At 66.7% G+C, this 21,454-nt stretch carries 17 protein-coding genes; 3 read left to right on the top strand and 14 right to left on the bottom strand.

The features are described 5' to 3' along the window. Positions 1-445: 445 nt before the first annotated feature. Positions 446-2,434 (top strand): sigma-54-dependent Fis family transcriptional regulator, encoded by a 1,989-nt coding sequence (locus tag KBW95_RS23120; RefSeq protein WP_211526828.1) that lies wholly within the window; start codon positions 446-448, stop codon positions 2,432-2,434. Positions 2,435-2,446: 12 nt separating this feature from the next. After that, positions 2,447-3,406: a beta-propeller fold lactonase family protein gene (locus KBW95_RS23115; protein WP_211529435.1), complete on the top strand. Its 960-nt coding sequence runs from the start codon at positions 2,447-2,449 to the stop codon at positions 3,404-3,406. Between the two features lie 4 nt (positions 3,407-3,410). Here the strand turns inward: KBW95_RS23115 and KBW95_RS23110 are convergent, their stop codons facing one another. The 10 genes from KBW95_RS23110 to adh all read right to left on the bottom strand — a co-directional run bounded on the left by KBW95_RS23110 (position 3,411) and on the right by adh (position 12,636). Next, positions 3,411-4,412, bottom strand: a complete 1,002-nt coding sequence (locus tag KBW95_RS23110) for an ATP-grasp domain-containing protein (RefSeq protein WP_211529434.1) — start codon at positions 4,410-4,412, stop codon at positions 3,411-3,413. Between the two features lie 46 nt (positions 4,413-4,458). Then, the gene (locus tag KBW95_RS23105) at positions 4,459-5,175 is read right to left on the bottom strand and encodes a hypothetical protein (protein ID WP_211526825.1); all 717 of its coding nucleotides are present in this window, start codon (positions 5,173-5,175) and stop codon (positions 4,459-4,461) included. A 7-nt stretch (positions 5,176-5,182) separates the two neighbouring features. Continuing rightward, positions 5,183-6,046 (bottom strand): quinoprotein dehydrogenase-associated putative ABC transporter substrate-binding protein, encoded by an 864-nt coding sequence (locus KBW95_RS23100; RefSeq protein ID WP_211526824.1) that lies wholly within the window; start codon positions 6,044-6,046, stop codon positions 5,183-5,185. Next, entirely contained in the window at positions 6,043-6,462 is a 420-nt protein-coding gene (locus KBW95_RS23095) for a cytochrome c (protein WP_211529433.1), read from the bottom strand. The genes KBW95_RS23100 and KBW95_RS23095 overlap by 4 nt, the downstream gene beginning before the upstream one ends. 60 nt (positions 6,463-6,522) lie before the next feature. Beyond that, positions 6,523-8,331, bottom strand: coding sequence for a methanol/ethanol family PQQ-dependent dehydrogenase (locus KBW95_RS23090; RefSeq protein WP_211526822.1), 1,809 nt, complete (start codon positions 8,329-8,331; stop codon positions 6,523-6,525). A 196-nt stretch (positions 8,332-8,527) separates the two neighbouring features. Next, complete coding sequence (locus KBW95_RS23085; protein ID WP_229429961.1) at positions 8,528-8,884, bottom strand: hypothetical protein; 357 nt, start codon at positions 8,882-8,884, stop codon at positions 8,528-8,530. A gap of 58 nt (positions 8,885-8,942) precedes the next feature. Further along, positions 8,943-9,524 carry an S-(hydroxymethyl)glutathione synthase gene (gene gfa / locus KBW95_RS23080; protein ID WP_211529432.1) on the bottom strand — a complete coding sequence of 194 codons (582 nt, stop codon included), beginning with the start codon at positions 9,522-9,524 and terminating at the stop codon, positions 8,943-8,945. A 43-nt stretch (positions 9,525-9,567) separates the two neighbouring features. After that, positions 9,568-10,674: an S-(hydroxymethyl)glutathione dehydrogenase/class III alcohol dehydrogenase gene (locus KBW95_RS23075; protein ID WP_211529431.1), complete on the bottom strand. Its 1,107-nt coding sequence runs from the start codon at positions 10,672-10,674 to the stop codon at positions 9,568-9,570. Between the two features lie 13 nt (positions 10,675-10,687). Then, a complete protein-coding gene (locus tag KBW95_RS23070) occupies positions 10,688-11,110 on the bottom strand; it encodes a DUF779 domain-containing protein (protein ID WP_211526819.1) in 423 nt (140 codons plus the stop codon). A 5-nt stretch (positions 11,111-11,115) separates the two neighbouring features. Continuing rightward, complete coding sequence (adh, locus tag KBW95_RS23065; RefSeq protein WP_211529430.1) at positions 11,116-12,636, bottom strand: aldehyde dehydrogenase; 1,521 nt, start codon at positions 12,634-12,636, stop codon at positions 11,116-11,118. 301 nt (positions 12,637-12,937) lie between these two features. On the opposite strand from adh, the gene KBW95_RS23060 reads away from it, so the two are divergent. Beyond that, positions 12,938-15,052, top strand: a complete 2,115-nt coding sequence (locus KBW95_RS23060) for a TonB-dependent receptor (protein ID WP_211529429.1) — start codon at positions 12,938-12,940, stop codon at positions 15,050-15,052. On the opposite strand, the gene KBW95_RS23055 is transcribed toward KBW95_RS23060, so the two are convergent. The 4 genes from KBW95_RS23055 to KBW95_RS23040 all read right to left on the bottom strand — a co-directional run bounded on the left by KBW95_RS23055 (position 15,049) and on the right by KBW95_RS23040 (position 21,023). Beyond that, complete coding sequence (locus KBW95_RS23055) at positions 15,049-17,361, bottom strand: TonB-dependent receptor (RefSeq protein ID WP_211529428.1); 2,313 nt, start codon at positions 17,359-17,361, stop codon at positions 15,049-15,051. The two genes, KBW95_RS23060 and KBW95_RS23055, sit on opposite strands and share 4 nt — an antisense overlap. Positions 17,362-17,445: 84 nt before the next feature. Continuing rightward, positions 17,446-18,942 (bottom strand): DUF3482 domain-containing protein, encoded by a 1,497-nt coding sequence (locus KBW95_RS23050; protein WP_211526815.1) that lies wholly within the window; start codon positions 18,940-18,942, stop codon positions 17,446-17,448. Continuing rightward, on the bottom strand, positions 18,942-20,420 hold the full coding sequence (locus KBW95_RS23045) for a DUF2868 domain-containing protein (RefSeq protein WP_211526814.1): 1,479 nt from the start codon (positions 20,418-20,420) through the stop codon (positions 18,942-18,944). The genes KBW95_RS23050 and KBW95_RS23045 overlap by 1 nt, the downstream gene beginning before the upstream one ends. Before the next feature lie 150 nt (positions 20,421-20,570). After that, the gene (locus KBW95_RS23040; protein WP_211526813.1) at positions 20,571-21,023 is read right to left on the bottom strand and encodes a hypothetical protein; all 453 of its coding nucleotides are present in this window, start codon (positions 21,021-21,023) and stop codon (positions 20,571-20,573) included. Positions 21,024-21,454: the final 431 nt, after the last annotated feature.

Below are 21,454 nucleotides of genomic sequence, written 5' to 3'. Positions count from 1 at the left end.
AGCAGAGGAATGAGATTATGCAGTGTTTCGCTTAACTCGTCAACCCCTCGTCCACTTCGTTGCATTTCTGCCTGCCGGTCGCGTCATCGTAAGCACTTGATTACGTTAACGTTTTTCGACCAACGCCGAAGCGGAGGCGAACTATAGCAAACCGGCTACGGTCCGCGCAAGTGGCACTTTAACTGTTGTGTTTCCATCGGCATGCGCCATGGATGCCTTAGGGAATGTAAATACGAACTTTAGTTCCCATGACTCGGCTTCGTTTAGAGACGAATGTATCTTCGGCGCCCATAGAGGTTTCCCCGACTAAAGTATCGGGACAATTTCAAACTTAAAGGTGTATTCTCCCGTATATAAGAGTTAACGTTGCCAGGCTCATATAACAGTCCAACAAGCAACGGCAGCCCTGCTCCGGCACGGCGTCAGTTGCGGACCAGGAGACAGCATGTCGAAGTTTGCCGTGGAACACGTCAAGCGCGTCCGTTCGGTCGTCCAAGGCCGAATCGGTACCGATCTCAGTGGCAACAGCGGGAGCCGCATCACACGTTCCTGGATCCGATGTCTCAACGAATACCAGCTCGATCCCGGCACCTGCGCGGAGCCCGAAGTGGTCGCGCACGTCGAACTGCTCGAACGCCAGGAGCGCCTCGCCGGCGTCCAGTCGGTCGCGCGGATCGAGATGGAGAACCTCTACCAGCAGCTCGCCGGCTCCGGTTACGCCATCATGCTGACTGATCGCGACGGCGTCCTGCTCAACTACTTCGGCGATCCTGCCTTCACCCACGCCGCCTCGAAGACCGGCCTCACCCAGGGCGCCATCTGGAGCGAACGCGTGCAGGGGACGAACGGGATGGGCACCTGCCTGATCGAGCGCCGCCCCCTGACCGTCCACCAGGATGAGCACTACCTGTCCCGCAATATCGGCCTGAGCTGCGCCGCCGCCCCGATCTTCGACCATGAAGGCGAACTGGTCGGCGTGCTCGACGCCTCCGGCGAATCGCACCGCGCCCAGCAGCATACGCTGGCCCTGGTCTGCATGTCGGTGCAGATGATCGAAAACCGGGTCTTTCTGAACCACTTCCGCCACGACTACATCCTGCGCTTCCACAACCGCCCGGAGTTCGTCGGCACCCTGAACGAAGGCGCGATCGCCATGAGCGTGACGGGCACCGTGCTGGCCGCCAGCCGCGGCGCCCTGCTCCAGCTCGGGTTCACCAGCCCGGCCGAGATCGTCGGGCGCGATATCGGCGAACTGTTCAACGTGACCTTTGCCGGCCTGGTGGACAGCAGCGTCCGCGGCGCCTACCACCCGGTGCCGATCTTCGAAGTGCGCAACAGCGCGCGCTTCTTCGCCGTGATGGTCCAGCCGGTGACCACGCCGTCGATGCGGCGGGCGCCGCGCGCCCTGCCCGCCACCCCACCACAAACCATCAACGCGCTGGACAGCATCGAATTCGGCGACCCGGTGATGGCCGCCCACGTGGCGACCGCCAAACGCATCGCCGAGCGCAACGTCGCGGCCGTGCTGCTGGGCGAAACCGGCACCGGCAAGGAAGTGTTCGCGCGCGCCATGCATCTGTCCGGCCCACGGGCCGACCGGCCTTTCGTGGCGATTAATTGTGCATCGATACCGGAATCCCTGATCGAAAGCGAGCTCTTCGGTTACCGCGCCGGCGCCTTCACCGGGGCCGGCAAGGATGGCCAGCGCGGCAAGCTGCTGCAGGCCAATGGCGGCACCCTGTTCCTGGACGAGATCGGCGACATGCCCTTCGCCCTGCAGGCGCGCCTGTTGCGGGTGCTGGAAGAGCGCGAGGTGGTCCCGCTCGGCGCCGAGACGCCCGTCAAGCTCGACATCCGCCTGGTCAGCGCCACTCACTGCAACCTGGCAAAGAAGATCGAGACCGGCGAATTCCGTGAAGACCTCTATTACCGGCTGCAAGGCGTCACGATGTGCATGCCGCCCTTGCGCGAGCGCGCCGACCGCCGCGCGCTGATCGCGCATATCCTGGCCCAGGAAAGCGACGACGGCAGCCACGTCGAGCTCGAGGAGCCTCTGCTGGACGCGCTGGACCGGCAGCGCTGGCCCGGCAACGTGCGCCAGCTGCGCCACTTGCTGCGCACGATGGTCGCTCTGCGCGAATCGAACCGCCTCGGCCTGCGCGACTTGCCCCCGGAGTACCGGCACGAACTCCGGCAGGACTCCGCCGTCCCGATCGTTCCCGTTTCCGCACCGGTCCCGGAGATCGCCGGCCTCTCCGATACCACACTGACACCGCTCGAGAGCGCCGAACGCGAGGTGCTGCTGCAGGAACTGCGCCGCCACCAGTGGAACATGAGCTGCGTCGCCCGCGAACTCAACATCAGCCGCAATACCCTGTACCGCAAGCTGCAGCGCCTGAACATCCAGCATCCCGACAAGTCGCCCTTTCACTGACATGGAGACTGCATGAGCACACCGCCTCTTCGCCACCTTTCCGCCGCCGTGCTGGCTTTCGCCGCCGGCGTGCCGTCCGCCCTGTTCGCCGCACCGTTCGCCTATGTCCCGAACGAAGGCGCCGGCACGATTTCCGTGATCGATACCGCGAAGGATGAAGTGGTGGCCGAAATGCCGGGCGGCGCCAAGCCGCGGGGACTGGCCGTCGGCGGGGACGGACGCTGGCTGTACGTGAGCGACCAGCCGAACAACCGCCTGCAGCTGGTCGACCTGGGCGCGCGCAAGCTGGGCGCCGCGGTGGCCCTGGGCGAGTCGCCCGAAGGCGTCTCGATCTCTCCCGATGGGCGCTGGGTCGTCGCCGCCATCGAGGGCAAGAACGAAATTGCAGTCACCGACACCCGCAGCAACGCGCTGGCGTTTTCGATTCCCGTGCACGGCAAGAACCCGGAGCACGCCGTGTTCAGTCCCAACGGCCGCCTGCTGTTCGTCAGTGCGGAAGAAGGCGACGCCGTCGACATCATCGATTTCGCCGGCCGCAAGCAGGTGGCCCAGGTGGCGGTCGGCGCCCGCCCGCGCGGCATCGGCTTCCTGCCGGACGGCAGCCGCGCCTATATCGCGGCCGAGAACGCCAACGAAGTGTTCGTCATCGATACCAGCAGCTTCGCCATCGTCGCCCGCATCAAGGCCGGGCTGCGCGCCAACGGCATCGCCATGCATCCGAGCGGCCGCCAGGTGTACGTGTCCAACGGCGGCGACGCCAACGTGTCGGTGATCGACACCGCCACCCACCAGGTCGTGGCCACCATCCCGGTCGGCCAGCGCCCCTGGAACATGGCCCTGACGCCCGACGGCAAAAAGCTCTACGTCGCCAACGGCCGCAGCCACAACGTGTCGGTGATCGACACCGCCAGCCGCACCAAGCTGCGCGACATCGCCGTCGGCAAGCTGCCCTGGGGTGTGGTGATCAGGTAGCCGATCAGCTCAGCGGCCAGGGCTGGCCGAGGCTGGCGACGTCGACGCACACTGCGCGGCGCGCCAGCGGCGCCGCAGGCGCGGCCGCCCCTTTGAGCAAATCAATGACCAGTCCCGCCGGATTGCGGCCGATCGAGGCGCTCAGCCCCGCGTAAGCGGCGGTCAGCCTCGGATTCACGTCGAGCACGAGGACACCGTCGGCATTGCGGATGAAGTCCACCCCGACATAGCCCCACAGCGTGGGCAGCGCCGCCGCCACCTGCTGCGCCAGGCCAGCGAGCGCACCGTCCGCGTCATCGAGTCCGTTCACCGTGCTGCCCAGGAAGTGGAAGCGGTTGTCGCGCACCGCCACGCGTTCGCGGTTGCAGGCCAGCACCCAGGCCTTGCCGTCGCAGCAGACCAGGGACAGGCTGCCCAATTCTCCCGCGACGAAGGGCTGCAGCACATAGTCTTGCGCGGCGCTGGCGCGGACGTGGGCAAGGGCCGCCGCGCGGTCGCTGAACAGGCGGGTGTCGAGGCAGCCGGCGCCATCGTCCGGTTTGACGACCCAGGCTCCTTCCCCGTCCGGCAAGGACGCATGCGGGCTGAAGGTCGGCACGGCCGGCACGCCGCCGTCGGCCAGCGCGCGCGCCGTCCTGAGCTTGCTGGCCGTGACGCGCACGGCGCCCGGCGCGCTGCCCAGCAGGATCCGCTGGCCACGCAGGATGTCGCGCGACAGGTCTTCCAGCAGGCCGGCTTCGAGGACCAGGGGCCAGACGGCGTCCGCCGCCTGCAGACAGGCGTCGAAACGCTGGCCGAAACCCTGCCCGGCGAGCGAGGCGCCGGACGGTCCGGGAGCATCGGCGACCGGCATGGTGTGGAGTTCGACGTCCGGCAAGGCGGCCAGGTCGGCCAGCAAGGCGTGCAGCAGCATGGCGCCCTGCTGGCTGAGCGCTCCCGGCAGGGCGCGTGCCCTTGGGCCGCCGGCCATGGCGTAATCGAATGCGAATACTTTCAACCGCGCCATCGCTTCCTCCGGCTGATTCCATGTCCAGGCTTCGGTCGCGCCACATTCAGCGCTTGTCGACCGCCTTGACCAGGGTGAGCGTTTCGTCGATGGCCGGCGCCTCGCCTCCCTGGCCCGCGCCGGCCGCTGTGCGGATCACCCGTCCGCCGTCGTTCGCCAGGGAGGTGGTAATCCGGTACACCCCGCCCGGCACCTCGTCGCTCAGGACGAAGGTGTACGTCTTGCGCACGTACTGCTCGAAGCGCGCATGCATGGGATCGTCCAGGTAGGGCTGGATGCGCACCACCTTGGCCTCATGCGTCTTGCCCTGGAATGTGATCGGCTGCCGCGTGATCTCAGTCCCCTGGGCCAGCGCCATCCGGATGCGCTTGCGGAAGTAGGTCGTCGATCCGCCCGTCAGGCGCTTCATCTCGGCGATGTCGCGCTCCAGGAAGCCGAGCAGCACCGGGTTGCCGTGCACATCGTCGATGTCCGGCACCTCGCGCTGACGCTCGCCGGAGAGAAAGCGCAGGCGGGCGTGCATGCGTCCCGCCTCCCGCGTCAGGCCCAGCTCGACCGTGTCGGTGAATCCGGCTTCAACGTTGCTGACCTTGCGGAAGTCGTAGGTCAGGGTCGCCGGCGCCCTGGTGCGCGCCAGGTGGTCGGTTTCGAACAGCAGGACCTCGGCGGGCGATACCGGCTGGGAGCTCGCCGGGCCGGCAAGGGCGGCCAGGGCAAACAGGAACGCCGGTCCGGCCCGCACTAAGCTTGGAAAACGGATCATGCTGTCCTCAGGGTCGGGAAGGCTGCGGCTGCGGCAATTCCAGCAGCGGGACGCCGTATTGTTCGAGGATCGCGTGGATCTGCCCCTGGTTGGCGTCGAGCAGCTTGTCGATCAGCGCGCGGAAATCCTTGTCGCCATGGCGAACCGCCATCGCGATCTCGAAATCGAACTTCATGCCGGGGCGCGACGCCAGCGGAACGGCGACAATCGGCTCCGCGCGCGCATTCCTGGCGAAGTAGCCGGCGATGGGTCCCCAGGCGAAGGCCAGGTCGATCTTGCCGCCGGCCAGGTCCTTCTCGATCACCTCGCCGGGGTATTGGCCGGCATCGCCGGTCTGGCTCTGGTACCAGGTAACCTGCTCCATCAGGTGGTTCTGCAGCAGCCATTCCGTGAGCGGCGAACCGGCGAAGACCGCGATGCGCAGCTTCCTGCGCTGGCCGGCGTCCAGCGCCATCAGGTCGTCCAGCGTACGCACGCCATCCAGGCCGTGGCCCTTGACGTAGGCCATGGCGTAGCTGGAGCGGTAATAGGAATGCGTGGTGGCGCCCATGTCGAAGCCCTTGGCGACGCCCGTGACCAGGTCGCACTTGAAGCGGTCGGTATTCTCTTCCTTGGCGCGCAGGGTATTGCGGATGAAGCCCATCCGCTGCGGATACCAGGTGTGTTCGAGCTTCCAGCCCAGCTGCTGCGCCAGCAATGCGGCAATCTTGTTCTCGAAACCCTCCCCTGCCCGGTTCGACAGGGGCAGGTTGTTGGGGTCCTGGCAGACCCGCAAGACCTTGTCCTGGCCTGGCGCGGATTGGGCGGCCGCCGGCGCGCCGGCGCAGGCGAGGATGCAGGCCAGTCCAGCCAGCGGCGAGCGCCACGTCATTTACCGATCTCCTGCAGGCGGCCCGGTTCGATCGCGCCGTCCGAGCGCCCTTTCAGGTAGCCATAGAGGTTGTCGATGTTCTCGGTCACCATCTTGCTGCCGTCGAAATTCGGCATGCCCTTCTCGATCCGTCCTTTCAGCACCACCGCCTTGAACTGGTCCTTGTTGAGCACCTTCAGGCTGTCCACCAGCGACGGGCCGACCATGCCTTCCTGCGCCGCGCCGTGGCAGCGTTCGCAGGCCATCGCGCGCCAGGTCTTCCAGCCGCTCAGGGTCTGGGCATCCACCTTGTTACCTTCCGCCACCGTGTAGGGTGTGTTGCCTCCCGCCTGGGCGGGTCCGGCCGCCACTGCGGGCAGCGCTGCCAGGACGCAGCACAGCGCCGCGGTCCAGGCTCGGTTCTTCAGTTTGTTCATAGTATTCCCGGTGTCGATCAAAGCGCGCCGCGCCGGTGAAGGCGCGGCGCGGAGGAACCATCACTTGTTGTCAGGCAGGGCGAACACGGTCAGCACGCCACCCAGCTCGGTGTACTTGGCCAGGTCCTTGTAGCCGCCCACCGCGCCCAGGCCCTCGGTGCCCTTGGTCAGGCCGGCCGCCAGGCCGATGCCCGCCCAGCCGCCGATCCCCGACAGCACGCCGATGTATTGCTTGCCCTTGTACTCCCATGTGTGGACGTTGCCGATGATCCCGGACGGGGTCTTGAACTTCCACAGTTCCTTGCCGTTGTGGTCGACCGCCTTCACGTGGCCTTCCAGGGTGCCGTAGAAGATCACGTCGCCGGCGGTGGACAGCGCCCCGCTCCACACCGAGAACTTCTCCGGCTTGGACCAGACGATCTTGCCGGTGCCGGCATCCCAGGCGATGAAGTTACCCAGGCCGCCGTGGCTTTCCGGCGCCGCGTACATCGACAGGGTCGAGCCGACATAGGGCTGGCCGGCCGTGTACTCGATCTGGAAGGGCTCGTAGTCCATGCACACGTGGTTGGTCGGCACGTAGAACAGGCCGGTCTTGCGCGAATAGGTGGCCGGCTGCTGGTCCTTGGTGCCCAGGGCCGACGGGCAGATGCCCTTGGTGTTGAAATCGGGGCCGTTCTTGTCGGTGCTGTACTTGGCCACCACTTGCGGACGGCCGCTCTTCATGTCGACGTGGGTCGCCCAGTTCACTTTCGGATCGAATTTCTCGGCCACCAGCAGCTCGCCGCTCACGCGGTCCATCGTGTAGGCGAAGCCGTTGCGGTCGAAGTGCACCAGCGCCTTGCGCGGCTGGCCCTTGACCTTGATGTCGGCCAGGATCATTTCGTTGACGCCGTCATAGTCCCACTCGTCGTGCGGGGTCATCTGGTAGACCCACTTGGCCTGGCCGCTGTCGAGATCGCGCGCGAAGATGGTCATCGACCACTTGTTGTCGCCGGGGCGCTGGCGCGGGTTCCAGGTGCTCGGGTTGCCGGTGCCGTAGTAGACCAGGTTGGTCTCCGGGTCGTAGCTGTACCAGCCCCAGGTGGTGCCGCCGCCCAGCTTCCACTGGTCGCCCTGCCAGCTCTTGAGCGAGGAATCCGGGCCGATCGGCGCCATCTTGCCGTCGGTCCAGGTCATGGTCTTGGCCGGGTCGACCAGCAATTCGTTGTCCGGGCCGGTGCTGTAGGCGCGCCATACCACCTTGCCGGTGTTGATGTCGTGGGCCGTCACGCGGCCGCGCACGCCGAATTCGCCGCCGCTGATGCCGGTCAGGACCTTGTCCTTGAAGACGTGCGGGGTGTTGGTGGTGGTTTCGCCGAGTTTCGGATCGCCCACCTTGGTCTTCCACAGCTCGGCGCCGGTCTTGGCGTCGAGCGCCACCAGCGTGGTGTCGGCCTGCTGCAGGAAGATCTTGCCGTTGGCGTAGGCGACGCCGCGGTTGACCGTGTCGCAGCACATCACCGGAATCACGGTCGGGTCCTGCTTCGGTTCGTACTTCCAGCGGATCGACTGGTCTTCCAGCGACACCGCGAAGACCTTGTTCGGGAAGGGGCTGTGGATGTAGAGCGTGTCGCCGATCACCAGGGGGCCGCCTTCGTGGCCGCGCAGCACGCCGGTGGAGAAGGTCCAGGCCACCTGCAGGTTCTTGGCGTTCTTGCTGTTGATCTGTTTGAGTTCGCTGTAGCGGTGGTTCGCCATGTTACCGGACTGCATAGCCCAGTTCTTCGGGTCCTTGGTCAGCTTCTCGACATCGGAGTCGGCGGCTAGCGCCGGGCCGGCAGCCAGTGCCAGGCACGGCCACCAGCGGATGAGTCTTATTGGGAATGACATGGTTGAGTCTCCTATGGTTTTTATCAGCGGTCCGACCTGTGTAGCCATGCAAACATCGATGTGGGGATGTCCCACCCTTCCCACAGCACAGAATGTGCCAGTGTCCTTGCCCTGCGCCCTGCCCCTCCTGCTGCGCGGCGCCATGTTCAGATTCGGGACAGTCGCGCCGCGCGCTGCGCCATCCACGACACAGCCTTCAGCGCTGCGTCACGTAGCAGGCCTTGTTGGCGCTGGCCTGGAGCGCCTTGTACTTGTTGGCCATGTCCTTGACCGGAGCCGGATCGCGGAACACTGCGCCGCGCTCGCCGCCCATGGTCTGGTTGCGCAGGGCGGTCGACATCGCCACGTAGTCGTCGTACGTCATCTCCCTGGCGATGTGGTCGATCACGCAGGAGCACTTGTAGAGATATTCGTACTTGCCGTCGTGCTTCTGCATGCACTCGAGCACGTACTCCACGCGGCCGCTGGTGGGGAAGTCGTCGGCGTGCGCCGCCAGCGGGGTGCTGATTGCCACGGCCAGCGCCAGCGACAGCAGCAGGAAGGATCGCTTCATTCTTGTCTCCGGTGAGTTGCGCAGCAGGCGGCTGCCGGGCTGCCGGCAGCCGCTCTCCTTACGCGTCCTTGAGCACGCCGCGCTGCCTGGCGACGTGGGTCGAGATGGCGTCCATCAGCGCCGGCGACAGCGCGTCGTAAGGCGGCAGTCCCAGTTCGTTGAGGCGGGCGCGCACCGCCCCCATGTTTTCCGGCCGCGCGCCCGACTCGATGATCGAGGACACGAAGGCGGCGAATTCCGGCGGCGACCAGCCGCGTTCCTTCGACAGTTCGGTGTGCACGAAATCCAGGCCATAGAAGGCGTGGCCGGAATTGTCGATCCGCCCATACATGTGCACGCCGCAGTCGCGGCAGGCATGGCGCTTGATCGTCGCGTCCTGGTCCACGACCTGGAGCTTGTCTTCGTTGGCCGTCACCTTGACGTGGTCGCGCCCGACCACGGCGATCTGCGAGAACAGCGAGCCGTTCGGCTTCCAGCACTTGGTGCAGCCGCACACGTGGTTGTGCGCCACCTGGCTCCCGATTTCGACCGTCACCGGATTGGCCGCGCAGCGGCAGCTCAGCGTGCCGCCGGAAAAGCCGGGTTCCGCAGGTGGTATGCCGTTGTCGACGGCCGGATGGATCTTGACTGCCTCATTCATGTTCGTCTCCCTGTTCGTTGGTTGGAATCGGACTGCGGCTTGCTCAGTACAGCACCACCGAGCGGATCGACTGCCCGCTCTTCATCAGCTCGAAGCCCTCGTTGATGCGATCGAGCGGCAAGGTGTGGGTGATCAGGTCGTCGATGTTGATCTTGTTTTCCATGTACCAGTCGACGATTTTCGGCACGTCGGTGCGCCCGCGCGCGCCGCCGAAGGCGGATCCCTTCCACTGGCGCCCCGTGACCAGCTGGAAGGGACGCGTGCTGATTTCCTGGCCGGCGGCGGCGACGCCGATGATGAAGGACTGGCCCCATCCCTTGTGCGTGCACTCGAGCGCCTGGCGCATCACGGTCGTGTTGCCGATGCATTCGAAGGAGAAGTCGGCGCCGCCGTCGGTCAGCTGTACGATGTGGTCGACGATGTTGCCCACATCGTTGGGGTTGACGAAATGCGTCATGCCGAACTTGCGGGCGATCTCGACCCGGCCGGGATTGATGTCGACGCCGATGATCTTGTCGGCGCCCACCATGCGCGCGCCCTGGATCACGTTCAGGCCGATGCCGCCCAGGCCGAACACCACCACATTGGCCCCCGCCTCCACCTTGGCCGAGAACACCACCGCGCCCACGCCCGTGGTCACGCCGCAGCCGATGTAGCAGGCCTTGTCGAAAGGCGCGTCTTCGCGGATCTTGGCCAGCGCGATCTCCGGCACCACAATGTAGTTCGAGAAGGTCGAGGTGCCCATGTAGTGGTAGATCGGCTTGCCGTCCAGCGAAAAGCGCGAGGTGGCGTCCGGCATCAGGCCGCGGCCTTGCGTGGAGCGGATCGACTGGCACAGGTTGGTCTTGCGCGAGAGGCAGAATTTGCACTGCCGGCATTCCGGCGTGTACAGCGGGATCACGTGGTCGCCGTTCTTGACCGAGGTGACGCCGGGGCCGGTCTCCAGCACCACGCCTGCGCCTTCGTGGCCGAGGATGGCCGGGAAGATCCCTTCCGGGTCGGCGCCGGACAGGGTGTAGTAATCGGTGTGGCAGATCCCGGTCGCCTTGATCTCGACCAGGACTTCGCCGGCGCGCGGCCCTTCCAGGTCTACTTCGGCGATGCTCAGGGGTTCTCCGGCTTTCCACGCAATGGCGGCTCTCGTTTTCATGGCATCTTTCTTGTCAAAGTGGTCCGCCGCTCGGCGGACGGGTTGCAAAATCGGTCGGCGCCCCGGTCACCGGGGCAGGCAGCAGCTGCAGCTCCTCGTCGCTGAACAGGCGAGAGCGGGTCAGGAAACGTTGTCCGGTTCCGTTATCGAGCGAGAACATGCCGCCGTTGCCGGCGACGACGTCGATGATCAGCTGGGTATGCGCCCAGTAGGCGAACTGCCCGGCGCCGATGTAGAAGGGCGCGCCATCCAGCTCTCCCAGGCGGACGTCGCTGTCGCTGACGGCGAACTCGCCGTCCGGGTAGCACATCGGCGCGCTGCCGTCGCAGCAGCCGCCGGACTGGAAGAACATGACCGGGCCGTGCCGCCGGCGCAGCTGGCCGATCAGCTCCAGTGCGGCGGCGGTGGCGACCACGCGGGCGGGCGCGCTGTTCATATGGCTCAGAAGAAGCCGAGCGCGTTGGGGCTGTAGCTGACCAGGAGGTTCTTGGTCTGCTGGTAGTGGTCGAGCATCATCTTGTGGTTCTCGCGGCCGATGCCCGACTGCTTGTAGCCCCCGAAGGCCGCGTGCGCCGGGTACAGGTGGTAGCAGTTGGTCCACACGCGGCCGGCCTGGATCGCCCGGCCGACGCGGAAGGCGCGCGAAGTGTCGCGCGTCCACAGCCCGGCGCCGAGCCCGTACAGGGTGTCGTTGGCGATGCGCAGCGCATCTTCTTCATCCTTGAAGGTGGTGACGGAAACGACCGGCCCGAAGATCTCTTCCTGGAAGATGCGCATCGCGTTGTCGCCCTTGAACACGGTCGGGCGCACGTAGTAGCCGCCGGCCAGTTCGCCCTGCTGCACATGGCGTTCGCCGCCCGCCAGTACCTGGGCGCCCTCCTGGCGGCCGATGTCGAGGTAGGACAGGATCTTTTCCAGCTGTTCCTGCGAGGCCTGGGCGCCGATCATGGTCGCGCTGTCGAGCGGATTGCCCTGCTTGATCGCGGCCACGCGTTCCAGCGCGCGTTCGATGAAGGCCTCGTAGATCGATTCCTGCACCAGCACGCGCGAGGGGCAGGTGCAGACCTCGCCCTGGTTCAGCGCGAACATGGCAAAGCCTTCCAGGCACTTGTCGAAGAAGGCATCGTCCTGGTCCATGATGTCTTCGAAGAAGATGTTGGGCGACTTGCCGCCCAGCTCGAGGGTGACGGGAATCAGGTTCTGCGCTGCGTATTGCATGATCAGGCGGCCGGTGCCGGTCTCGCCGGTGAAGGCGATCTTGGCGATACGCTTGCTGGAGGCCAGCGGCTTGCCGGCTTCCAGGCCGAAACCGTTGACGACGTTGACCACGCCGGCCGGCAGCAGGTCGGCGATCAGCTCCATCAGCACCATGATCGAGGCCGGGGTCTGCTCGGCAGGCTTCAATACCACGCAGTTGCCGGCCGCCAGGGCCGGGGCCAGCTTCCAGACCGCCATCAGGATCGGGAAATTCCAGGGGATGATCTGGCCGACCACGCCCAGCGGCTCGTGGAAGTGGTAGGCATAGGTCTCGTGATCGATCTGGGCGATCGAGCCCTCCTGGGCGCGGATGGCGCCGGCGAAGTAGCGGAAGTGGTCGATCGCCAGCGGGATGTCGGCCGCCGTCGTCTCGCGGATCGGCTTGCCGTTGTCGATGGTCTCGGCGGTGGCCAGCATGGTGAGGTTCTCTTCCATGCGGTCGGCGATCTTGTTCAGGATGCGCGCACGCTCGGCCGGCGACGTCTTGCCCCAGGCATCCCTGGCGGCGTGGGCGGCGTCCAGCGCCAGCTCGATGTCCTCGGCGCTGGAGCGCGCCACCTCGCAGAAAGGCTGGCCGGTGATCGGCGTGATGTTGGGGAAGTACTCGCCCTTGCTCGGGGCCACGAAGCGGCCGCCGATGAAGTTGTCGTAACGCTGCTTGAATGGATTGGCGACGCCCAGCTTATTGATGTCCGCGAGATTCATGTCATCCCCTAGGTTGTTGATTTTTCCGTTGGCGGCAACGGGCTCCATGGCAGGTGATCCTTTCGCAAGGGGCGTGCCAGCCGCGACCGCGGCGCCCCCTCTCCCTCTGTAAACCGTTCCGCAACGTCGCACACGGAACATCGGCTCCTGCAACACCTGTTCAAAAGTTGAACAACCCGCCAGCCTGACTGTCCTGAAAACGCAGCTTGGCGCATCACGTTTTCGCGATGGCAGGTATATTGCTTGACGGGATAACACGGCCCGCCTGCGGGAGGCGGACCACCGACAGACTGGAGACCGGATGAAGCAACACGTTTTACGCCTGAACCTGATCGCCGCCGCATGCGCATGCTGGCCGCTGGCAGCCAGCGCCGATGAGCCGGAAGGCCCCCTGAACGTGGTCGTGGTCAGCGGCACCCGCGCCGAGCACACGAGTTTCGACCTCCCTGCCGCCATCGACGTGATCGACGCCGCCCAGATCCGCGACACCCAGCCGCGCGTGAACGCCTCCGAGGCCCTGGCCGCGGTGCCGGGCCTGGTGGCGCGCGACCGCCAGAACTATGCGCAGGATTTGCAGATTTCCTCGCGCGGCTTCGGCGCCCGCTCGGCTTTCGGCGTGCGCGGCGTGCGCCTGGTGGCGGACGGCATTCCGGCCACGATGCCGGACGGCCAGGGCCAGGCCGCGACCTTCAATCTCGACATGGCCGAGCGCATCGAAGTGCTGCGCGGCCCCTTCTCCGCCTTGTATGGCAACCATTCCGGCGGTGTGGTCCAGCTGTTCACCCGCGATCCCAAAGGGCGGCCCTCGGTCGAGGCCAACTTCGCCGCCGGCAGCGACGGCCTGCGCAAGACCGACGTCAACGCCGAGGGAAGCAGCGGCGCGTTCGGCTACCTGCTCGACGCCTCGCGCTTCGAGACCGACGGCTTCCGCGACCACAGCGCCGCCACCCGCGACCAGGCCTACGCCAAGCTGACCTTCGCTCCCTCGGCCAGCAGCCGGCTCGTATTGACGGCCAGCGGCCTGCGCCAGGACGACACCCAGGATCCGCTGGGCGTGACCTGGGCCACCTACCAGCGCGATCCGCGCGCCGGCGAGATCGACACCACCGACACGCTCTCGCCCCAGCGCACCCTGGCGGAGCGCTACGACACGCGCAAGAGCATCGACCACAAGCAGTTCGGCGTATCTTGGGAAAGCCGCTTCGGGCCGGACCGCCTGCAGGTGACGGCGTATGGCGGCAACCGCCGCGTGATCCAGTACCAGTCGTTCTCGCGCGGCTTCCAGGCGCCGGCCAGCCATTCGGGCGGCGTGGTCGACTTCGATCGCGATTTCCATGGCGTCGACGCCAACTGGCGCTTGGTGCGCGAGCTGGCCGGCGGCACCCTGCGCGCTACCCTGGGCCTGGAGCTGGCCCGTTCGCGCGATGCGCGCCAGGGCTTCGAGAACTTCGTGGGGCCCACCTTCGGCGTGAAGGGAAATTTGCGGCGCGACGAACTGAATGAGGTGAGCAGCGCCGATCCCTACGCCCAGCTGGAGTGGGAACGCGGCCAATGGGTGCTCACCGGCGGAGTGCGGCGCAGCCGCCTGAAGTTCGACGTCGAGGATAAGTTCCTATCGAATGGCAACGACAGCGGCAGCGTCGACTACCGCCACACCACGCCGCTGGTCGGCGTGCTGTACAAGGTATCGCCCGCGCTGAACGTGTATGCCAGCGCGGCGCGCGGCTTCGAGGCGCCGACCTTGAACGAATTGTTCTATTCAGGCAGCGGCGCAGGCTTCAACTTCCGGCTCGATCCGGCGGTGGGCACCCACCTCGAGGCGGGCTTCAAGGCCATGATGGGCGAGCGCGCGCGCATTAATGCGGCGCTGTTCCAGGTGCGCACCAAGGGCGAACTGGTCGTCGACAGCTCCTCGGGCGGCCGCACCAGCTACCGCAATGCCAGCGCCACCCTGCGCCAGGGCGGCGAACTGTCGCTCGACGCCGAGCTGGGCGCCGGCTTCAATGCCCGCCTCGCGCTCACGGTGCTACGCGCGGTCTATGACGAGGGCTTCGGCGCGGTGCCCGAGGGCAGCCGCCTGCCGGGCATCCCCAAGACCAGCCTGTACGGCGAATTCGGCTGGAAAGAGCGCGAAGGACGCTTCGGCGCGGCGCTCGAGACCATCGCCAACGGCCGCGTCTACGCGGAGGACACCAACACGATGACGCCGGCGCCCGGCTATGCGATCGTCAACGCCCGGGTGCAGGCCAGCCAGCAGCTGGGCGGCTGGCGCTTCAAGCAGTTCGCGCGGCTGAACAACATGTTCGACCGCACCTATGTCGGCTCGGTGATTGTCGGCGACGCCAACCGCCGCTATTACGAAGCGGCGCCGGGACGCAACTGGGTCATGGGCGTGAGCGCCCGGTATCAGTTCTAAAAGCGGTAGCGCACCCCGGCCGTCAGGGTGCGCGGCGCGCCGGGTGCGACGAAGCGCGTGATCGCCGGCTCCACCGGCCCAGCATGCGGCTGCAGCAGGCGGCCGTCCGGGAACAGGTCGACGGCCAGGGAGCCGAAGCTCTCAACGCGCCGGTCCAGGACGTTCGCGATCCTGGCGAACACCTGCCAGCCAGGCGCAGGTGTCCAGTTGGCGTGCAGGTTCAGCAGCGCGTGGCCGCCGATGCTCCAGTCGGCACGCGCATCCTCTTCACCATCCTCGACCAGGCCGTCCTCGTTGCCCTGGCTCCCCATGCGCGAGACCGCGCGCAGCTCCGCGCCGAGCACCAGGGCCGGGCTGGCCTTCCAGCCGAGATCCAGCTTGAGGGTATGGCGCGGCAGGCCGGCGATGCGGGTGCCGTGCTCCACCGGCACGGAACGGGCGCCCGTGAACAGCGTGCCGGCGGCGCCATAGGCGGCGTCCAGGAAGCTGTAGCCTGCTTGCGCTTCCAGGGCGCCGCGGCGCAGGGACCAGCTGAGTTCCACGCCTTGGTGCACCGTGCGGGCGAAATTCGAGAAATAGCCGGCCCGCGTGAGCCCTGCCCGCCCGAACAGGATGTCGTCGCGGTTCACGGTGCGGAAGACGCTGGCGCCGACCGCCCCATCCTCTCCGCCGCGCCGCACGCCTGCCTCGATGGTACGTGACACGACCTGCTTCAGGTAGGGATCGGATTGCAGCCCGACCGGCAGGCGGCAGGGTTCGTCCGGGTCGGCACAACCGAGCTCGATCACCGTGGGCACGCGGTTGCTCTGCGCGGCGTTGGCGAACCAGGTCATCCCGGCATACCGGTGGGTGAATCCGAGCGCCGGATTGAGGCGCGAATAGCTGAAGGTCTCGGGCGGCTTGGGGCCGTCTTCGGTCACCAGCGTATTGCCGACCCGGGCGTGGTTGAAGCGGGCCGACAGGCTCATGCTGGTGTCGCGCGAGACGGCCAGCGTCGACGCGGCGTAAAGGCTTGAAGCGCGGGCACGGCCAGATACCGACGATGCCGGCTCGCGCTCTTCTTCGGGATCGCCTTCGACACCGCGCATCGGCGTGAAGAAGGCTTCCTGTTCGAACTGGGCGAAGTGCACGCGGCTGCGGTCCCAGGCGAGGCCGGCATCATAGGTGTTCCCGCCCTCGCGCCTATGCAGGTTCAGGCTGGCGCCGCTGCTGCGCTGGCGGGTGGCCGTGGTATTCAGGCTGGCCGGATGCAGCGCGGCCCCCTCGTCGCGCGTGAACGCGCATTCGACTGGATCGTTCGCCTGGCCAGCGGCGTCGAAACCATCGGCGCAGTCCTCGACATAATCCGCATATTCGTCGCCCACATCGCCGCCGACCGTATCGCGGCGGCTGTTGCGCGCATAGGCGGAGACGGTCGCTTCGATTCCCCTTTCCATGCGGTGCTTGATGCGCAAGCCGCCCTGCAGCAGGCGGTTTTCGGTACGGTCGGGATAGGTGTAGACCGTGCGCCGGTCCCGCCGGTACAGCGCTTCCGGCAGCAGTCCATTGCCGAGCATGCGGCTGCGGCCGCCGAGCAGCGTGGCGCTCCAGTCGGTCGCCGGGCCTTTGTGCCCCAGTTTGTAGAATAAATTCCCCAGGCGGCCAGCGGAGTGGGCGCGCCAGCCGTCCTCCTCGAACAGCGTGGCCGCGACGAACTGGTGCCAGCCATCGGCGTTGATGCCGTAGCTGACATCGGCGCGCCGGCGCTTGTGCTCTCCAATGGACAGGGCCAGTTCACCGCCGGGGTCCGACAGGCCGGACCGGGTCTCGAGGACGAGCGCGCCGCCGAGCGTGTTCAGGCCATACAGCGGATTCGAACCGGGCACCACCGACAGGCGCGCCAGCGCGGCCTCGGGCAGCAGGTCCCAGTTGACCACGTCGCCGAATGCTTCGTTGACGCGCACGCCGTCGAGGTAGACCGACAGGCCTTGCGAGGTGCCGAGCAAGGGCGAGGCGCGCATGCCGCGGTAGCTGAGATCCACCTGGAAGGGGCTGCCGATGATCTCGTTGACGGCGATGCCGACCAGCTTGCGCGTCATCGTCTCCGCCAGGTTGCCGCCCTGGGCGTCGCGCAGGGCGTCGCGGTCCAGCGACTGCAGTGCGTAGGGCAGCCGGTCCGCCTGGATGCCCGCGTCGGCGAACGGCAGCGCGCCCACCACTTCGACCCGCGCGATCCGTTCGCCATCGGGCGCCATGGAATCAGGCAGCGCTGGAGAGGCCTGGGCGGCGGACATCAGCCCAAGCGCGGAAACCAGGACCTTGCGCTTCATGCGCCAGCTACCTGTACGCCATCCTTTGCAAACAGGGCCAATTGGGCGGGGTGTGTCATGCTCGTCTCCTGATAATGATCGGTCTTATGATTTGGGAGCAATTGGCGTGCCATCGGCGGGCGGGTGGACCTGCAATGCGGCGCCGGGGTACAGCGTGGCCAGCGTCGCGTTCACGGCGGGGACCAGCACGGACTCGACCAGCGCCGCGGCGGCGCCGAGGTCCGGCGCGGTGCGCACCGCCTCCCACAGCCTGGGTTGGGCGGCCGCGCTCGCGGCGAGCGTCCGTTCGGCCTCCGCTTGCCAGAACGGGGGCGCCTCGCTTTCGACGTAGTTGCCACGACCGCGGCCGAAATGGGCCACCGCCAGGTAGCGCAGGACGGCGCCGGTCAGCAGCGTCTGCAGGAAGGGATCGGCAAACTGCACGCTGGCCTTGTCGCGGTCGAGACGCTGGTTGAAGCCCCATGCGGCGCCGGCCATCGTCAGGCCTCCGACGATGGCGCCCAGCAGCGCACCGGCGCCCATGGTCAGGCCGCCGGCCATGACGTCCGCCGACAGGCCGGTCGCCGCGCCCGATACGACTGCGCCCAGCAGGCCGGCCTGGGTCTTGTCGACCGGCGCACGCACGGCGAAGTTCTCGCTCACGCGCGCATTGATGGTGAGCGCCTGGCCCGGGTCGATGCGGTACAGCGACAGCATGCGCGCGGTGGCGTGGTTGATGCCGTTCTCCAGGCGAGCAACCAGGGCGGCCATTGCCAGCTCCTGGCGGCGCTGCTCGTCCTTGTCGATGCCGACCGCCTTGAGGGCGCTGCGCAGGACGCCGCGCTGCGTCTCCGGCAGCGGCTCGCTGTCGCGTGCGGCGGCGGCCAGCTGCTCGGCGCTGGTGCGCAAGGCATTGCTGAAGCGTTCGCGGTTGCGCGCGGACCATGCCGCGACCAGGCGCGCGTAGCCGGGCTGCTTGGCCGGCGCGATCAGGGGCGTGATCGCTTCGTAGAACACGTGTTCGTGCACCCAGCAGCGCGCGAAGGCGTCGAGCGGCAGTACTTCCTTCACGATCGGGTACTGGGCCAGGTGCTGCTTCCAGCGCTGCTGCTCGCCCTGCTCCTGCGCACCCGGACGGGGTGGCCCCATCTGGTTCAGGAGCACTGCGACGGGTTTGCCGAGCCAGTCGAGGATCTTCATCTCGGCCGGCAGGTAGCCGGCGTCCTGGGGCGACTCGGACGAGTTGACGAGATAGAGCACCACGTCCGCCTCATCCCTGGCAGCGCGCAGTGCCTGCTGGCTGAGCCAGAACGGACGGTCGCGGTAGCGGTCGAAGACTTCGCGCAGCAGCCAGCCGATCGGATTGCCTGCGATGGACAGGCGCTTGAGCAGGCGCACCGAGTCGCCGAAGCCGGGGGTGTCCCAGAGCACTAGGGTGTCGCCCGCATCGCTCTCGACCAATGGGTGGGCCTCGGCGAATTCGGTGACGTGGGCGGCGTCGCGCACTTCGCCGACGTCCATGCCCACCAGGGTGCGCGCCAGGGTGGTCTTGCCGTTGTTGGTGTGCGAGACGAGCGCGAACTGGATCTTGACCGGATCCATCAGCGCAGCTCCGGCAATTTCAGGCCCGCGCCGAATTCGAGCGGGTATTTGTCCGGCTGGAGCAGGTTGACGACGTGGGCGGGTGCGCCGTGGAAGCTGCAGAACTGGCGCCACAGGGCGCTGCGCTCGGTGAGGCGCGTATCGCTGCCGGGCTGCTCGCCGCCGCGTTCGACGAAGGACGACTCGTCGAGCAGGACGGCGACGCCGCGCGGGACGCGCTTGGAAAGGTAATCGAGGAAGGCGCCGTGGTTTTCCTTTTCCGGCGTCGCCGCAAGGCTGAACAGGACGGCGGTGACGGTGACACCCGCCTCGTCCAGCACGGTCTCGCGCAGGGCATCCTTCGGTTCCACGCCATAGCTGGCCGTCGGGCGCAGCTGGACCCTGGCCTGACCGCCCAGGGTGGCTGCGGCCAGGGCCCAGAGGCCGCGGTCGCGCGCTTCGTCGAGCGTATAGCTGTAAGGGATCACGCGCAGCAGCGCGGGCGCGCCGGCGCCGATGCTGTCGGCCAGCTTGCGGAAGTAAGGCTGGTCCAGGTCGATGGGGAAGCGGCGCTTGAGGCGGCCGGCGCGCAGGCCGGCGAAGCTCGCGAAGATCAGGCGCGGGAGCACGACCAGCAGCAGCAAGGTGGCGGCGTACAGGTGCACCCAGCGCTCCCCTCCTCCCGTCACCACGGCGCCGCGGCCGAAGCGCAGCAGCTCGATCTCGTTCAGCGAGAAGCCCTGCAGGAAAGGGAAGACGGTCATCGCCGGCATGAAGAGCCAGGACAGCAGGGTGTGTACCTGGCGGCCGTCGAGGAAGGTGCTTTCCCAGCCGGTGACGTACTCGGTCAGCATGCCGCGTGCGTAGAGCGAAGCGATGGCGCCGAGCGCGAAGCCGGCGGCAGCCAGGTGGAAGGTACGAGCCAGGCGTGCGCGCGTGAGCGGCTCGCTCAGCACTGCCCAGTCGGCGAGGTAGTGGGCGACGCCGTCGCTCAGTGCGGAGGGCAGCTTACGGGGTACGGCGGCCTTGCCGACACTGAGGCGGTGCAGCAGCGGGCTGCCGGTCTTGCGCTTGCGGGGAATGATGGCCCACACCAGCATACCCAGGTAGACCAGCAGGTTCCAGGCGATGATCAGCAGCAGCGGTGCGGACAGCAGGTCGATTCGGTGCGGATCGGCGATGCGGTCGAGGGCCGCGCCGGCGATGAAAGCGATGAAGGGAAGCGCGGTCCAGATGCCGGTCATGCCGGGGCGTCTGCGGACGAAAGCGGCGAAGGCGGGTGTGCGTTCGCTCAGGCGCTTGATGATCTGTTCGGAACGCTGCTGCAGGAAGTGATGCTGGGTCACCGCCATCTTGCTGTCGGATGCCTGCCAGGCGGCCAGCTCGCGAGCGCTGCGGGTGGCGTACTTGCGGTCATCCTCGCTCAGTACGGTATGGCCAACGTCGGAGGTTTCGATGGCGCGCACCAGCACGACATTGCGTGCGACCTGTTCGTTCATGCTCTTCCTGTATGGATGAATTGACAATGCTGTAACTGCATTGTGCCTCAGTTTTCACAGGATGACAGGTTGGAACGTGCGAGGAGGACAGCTAACGGGCGTAAAGAAACCCGGACTGGCCGGGTCAGGATCGGTCAAGACGGCAACCGGTCAGCCACGTGGCTGCTTGCGGCTGCGTTTGCTGCCGTAATCGGAGGATGGTTGGTCGACCTTGTTCTGCGGGGTGGATTCCGGAGCGGACTGGCGCGAGCCGGACGTGCCGAGCGAAGACTGCTGGGAACCGGCAGGCTGGTTCTGTTCGATGCCGGCGGACTGCTGGAGCTGGCCAAGTCGGTCCTGTTCACCGCGCTCCTGCATGCGCTGCGCCTGTTGGCGCGCACTCCATGCGCCGTGTTGGGTGCCGACGCCATTGCGCGGGCTGCCGTGCAAGTCGGACTGCATCGAACCCAGGCTGGCTTTCGGGAACGGCGTATCGGGGCCGCCGGGCATGACGTACCCGGGCGCCCTGCTCTGCAGGCTGCCTTCGGCGACAGTCACGACTTTCGGTTTGTGGATGCCACGGGCACGGTTATCGCCGCCTTTGACCTTCTCTTTCGATTTCATGATCGCTCCTCTGCTTGCTGAACCAATAGATCGATCATGCGCGCAGCCGGGTCAGGTCTGTATAGGAGAAGGCTTCGCGGAGTTGTAGGAATGTCCGCACGCTTTGGTTGAGTGAGCGGGACGGTGAGGAGGTGCGGCTTTAAGGTCGAGCCGGTGAGTGGATGTTGGCCCGATCGTTGTTCTGCATAGTGTCGTATCCTGCTGGCGCTAGTTGAACTTGGGTCCCCGCCTTCGCGGGAATGACGTTCATAAGCAGCAGGCCACAATGATTATCGCGATTAGCGCACTTCGCTATAAAACCGTCATACCCGCCACTGGCGGCTACGACTCCCCGCGAAGGCGGGGACCCAAGTTTGCGTGCGTACCGCCAGCGTCTTTTCGGCCCCCAAAGCAAAAAACCCCACCCGAGATCACTCGAGTGGGGTTTCGCT

Source organism: Massilia sp. ZL223 (genome assembly GCF_018119395.1).
Classification (GTDB): Bacteria; Pseudomonadota; Gammaproteobacteria; order Burkholderiales; family Burkholderiaceae_D; genus Telluria.
Note: the sequence above shows the minus strand (reverse complement) of the source record. Positions and strands in the feature narration are given on the sequence as shown.

Excerpts from the sequence above, each read along its gene's own strand:
- adh (WP_211529430.1), bottom strand. The coding sequence starts at position 12,636 with ATGAATCTCGCGGACATCAATAAGCTGGGCGTCGCCAATCCATTCAAG.
- KBW95_RS23085 (WP_229429961.1), bottom strand. The coding sequence starts at position 8,884 with ATGAAGCGATCCTTCCTGCTGCTGTCGCTGGCGCTGGCCGTGGCAATC.
- KBW95_RS23110 (WP_211529434.1), bottom strand. The coding sequence starts at position 4,412 with ATGGCGCGGTTGAAAGTATTCGCATTCGATTACGCCATGGCCGGCGGC.
- KBW95_RS23115 (WP_211529435.1), top strand. The coding sequence starts at position 2,447 with ATGAGCACACCGCCTCTTCGCCACCTTTCCGCCGCCGTGCTGGCTTTC.
- KBW95_RS23120 (WP_211526828.1), top strand. The coding sequence starts at position 446 with ATGTCGAAGTTTGCCGTGGAACACGTCAAGCGCGTCCGTTCGGTCGTC.
- KBW95_RS23050 (WP_211526815.1), bottom strand. The coding sequence starts at position 18,942 with ATGGATCCGGTCAAGATCCAGTTCGCGCTCGTCTCGCACACCAACAAC.
- KBW95_RS23055 (WP_211529428.1), bottom strand. The coding sequence starts at position 17,361 with ATGAAGCGCAAGGTCCTGGTTTCCGCGCTTGGGCTGATGTCCGCCGCC.
- gfa (WP_211529432.1), bottom strand. The coding sequence starts at position 9,524 with ATGAATGAGGCAGTCAAGATCCATCCGGCCGTCGACAACGGCATACCA.
- KBW95_RS23090 (WP_211526822.1), bottom strand. The coding sequence starts at position 8,331 with ATGTCATTCCCAATAAGACTCATCCGCTGGTGGCCGTGCCTGGCACTG.
- KBW95_RS23095 (WP_211529433.1), bottom strand. The coding sequence starts at position 6,462 with ATGAACAAACTGAAGAACCGAGCCTGGACCGCGGCGCTGTGCTGCGTC.
- KBW95_RS23100 (WP_211526824.1), bottom strand. The coding sequence starts at position 6,046 with ATGACGTGGCGCTCGCCGCTGGCTGGACTGGCCTGCATCCTCGCCTGC.
- KBW95_RS23075 (WP_211529431.1), bottom strand. The coding sequence starts at position 10,674 with ATGAAAACGAGAGCCGCCATTGCGTGGAAAGCCGGAGAACCCCTGAGC.
- KBW95_RS23070 (WP_211526819.1), bottom strand. The coding sequence starts at position 11,110 with ATGAACAGCGCGCCCGCCCGCGTGGTCGCCACCGCCGCCGCACTGGAG.
- KBW95_RS23045 (WP_211526814.1), bottom strand. The coding sequence starts at position 20,420 with ATGAACGAACAGGTCGCACGCAATGTCGTGCTGGTGCGCGCCATCGAA.
- KBW95_RS23105 (WP_211526825.1), bottom strand. The coding sequence starts at position 5,175 with ATGATCCGTTTTCCAAGCTTAGTGCGGGCCGGACCGGCGTTCCTGTTT.
- KBW95_RS23060 (WP_211529429.1), top strand. The coding sequence starts at position 12,938 with ATGAAGCAACACGTTTTACGCCTGAACCTGATCGCCGCCGCATGCGCA.
- KBW95_RS23040 (WP_211526813.1), bottom strand. The coding sequence starts at position 21,023 with ATGAAATCGAAAGAGAAGGTCAAAGGCGGCGATAACCGTGCCCGTGGC.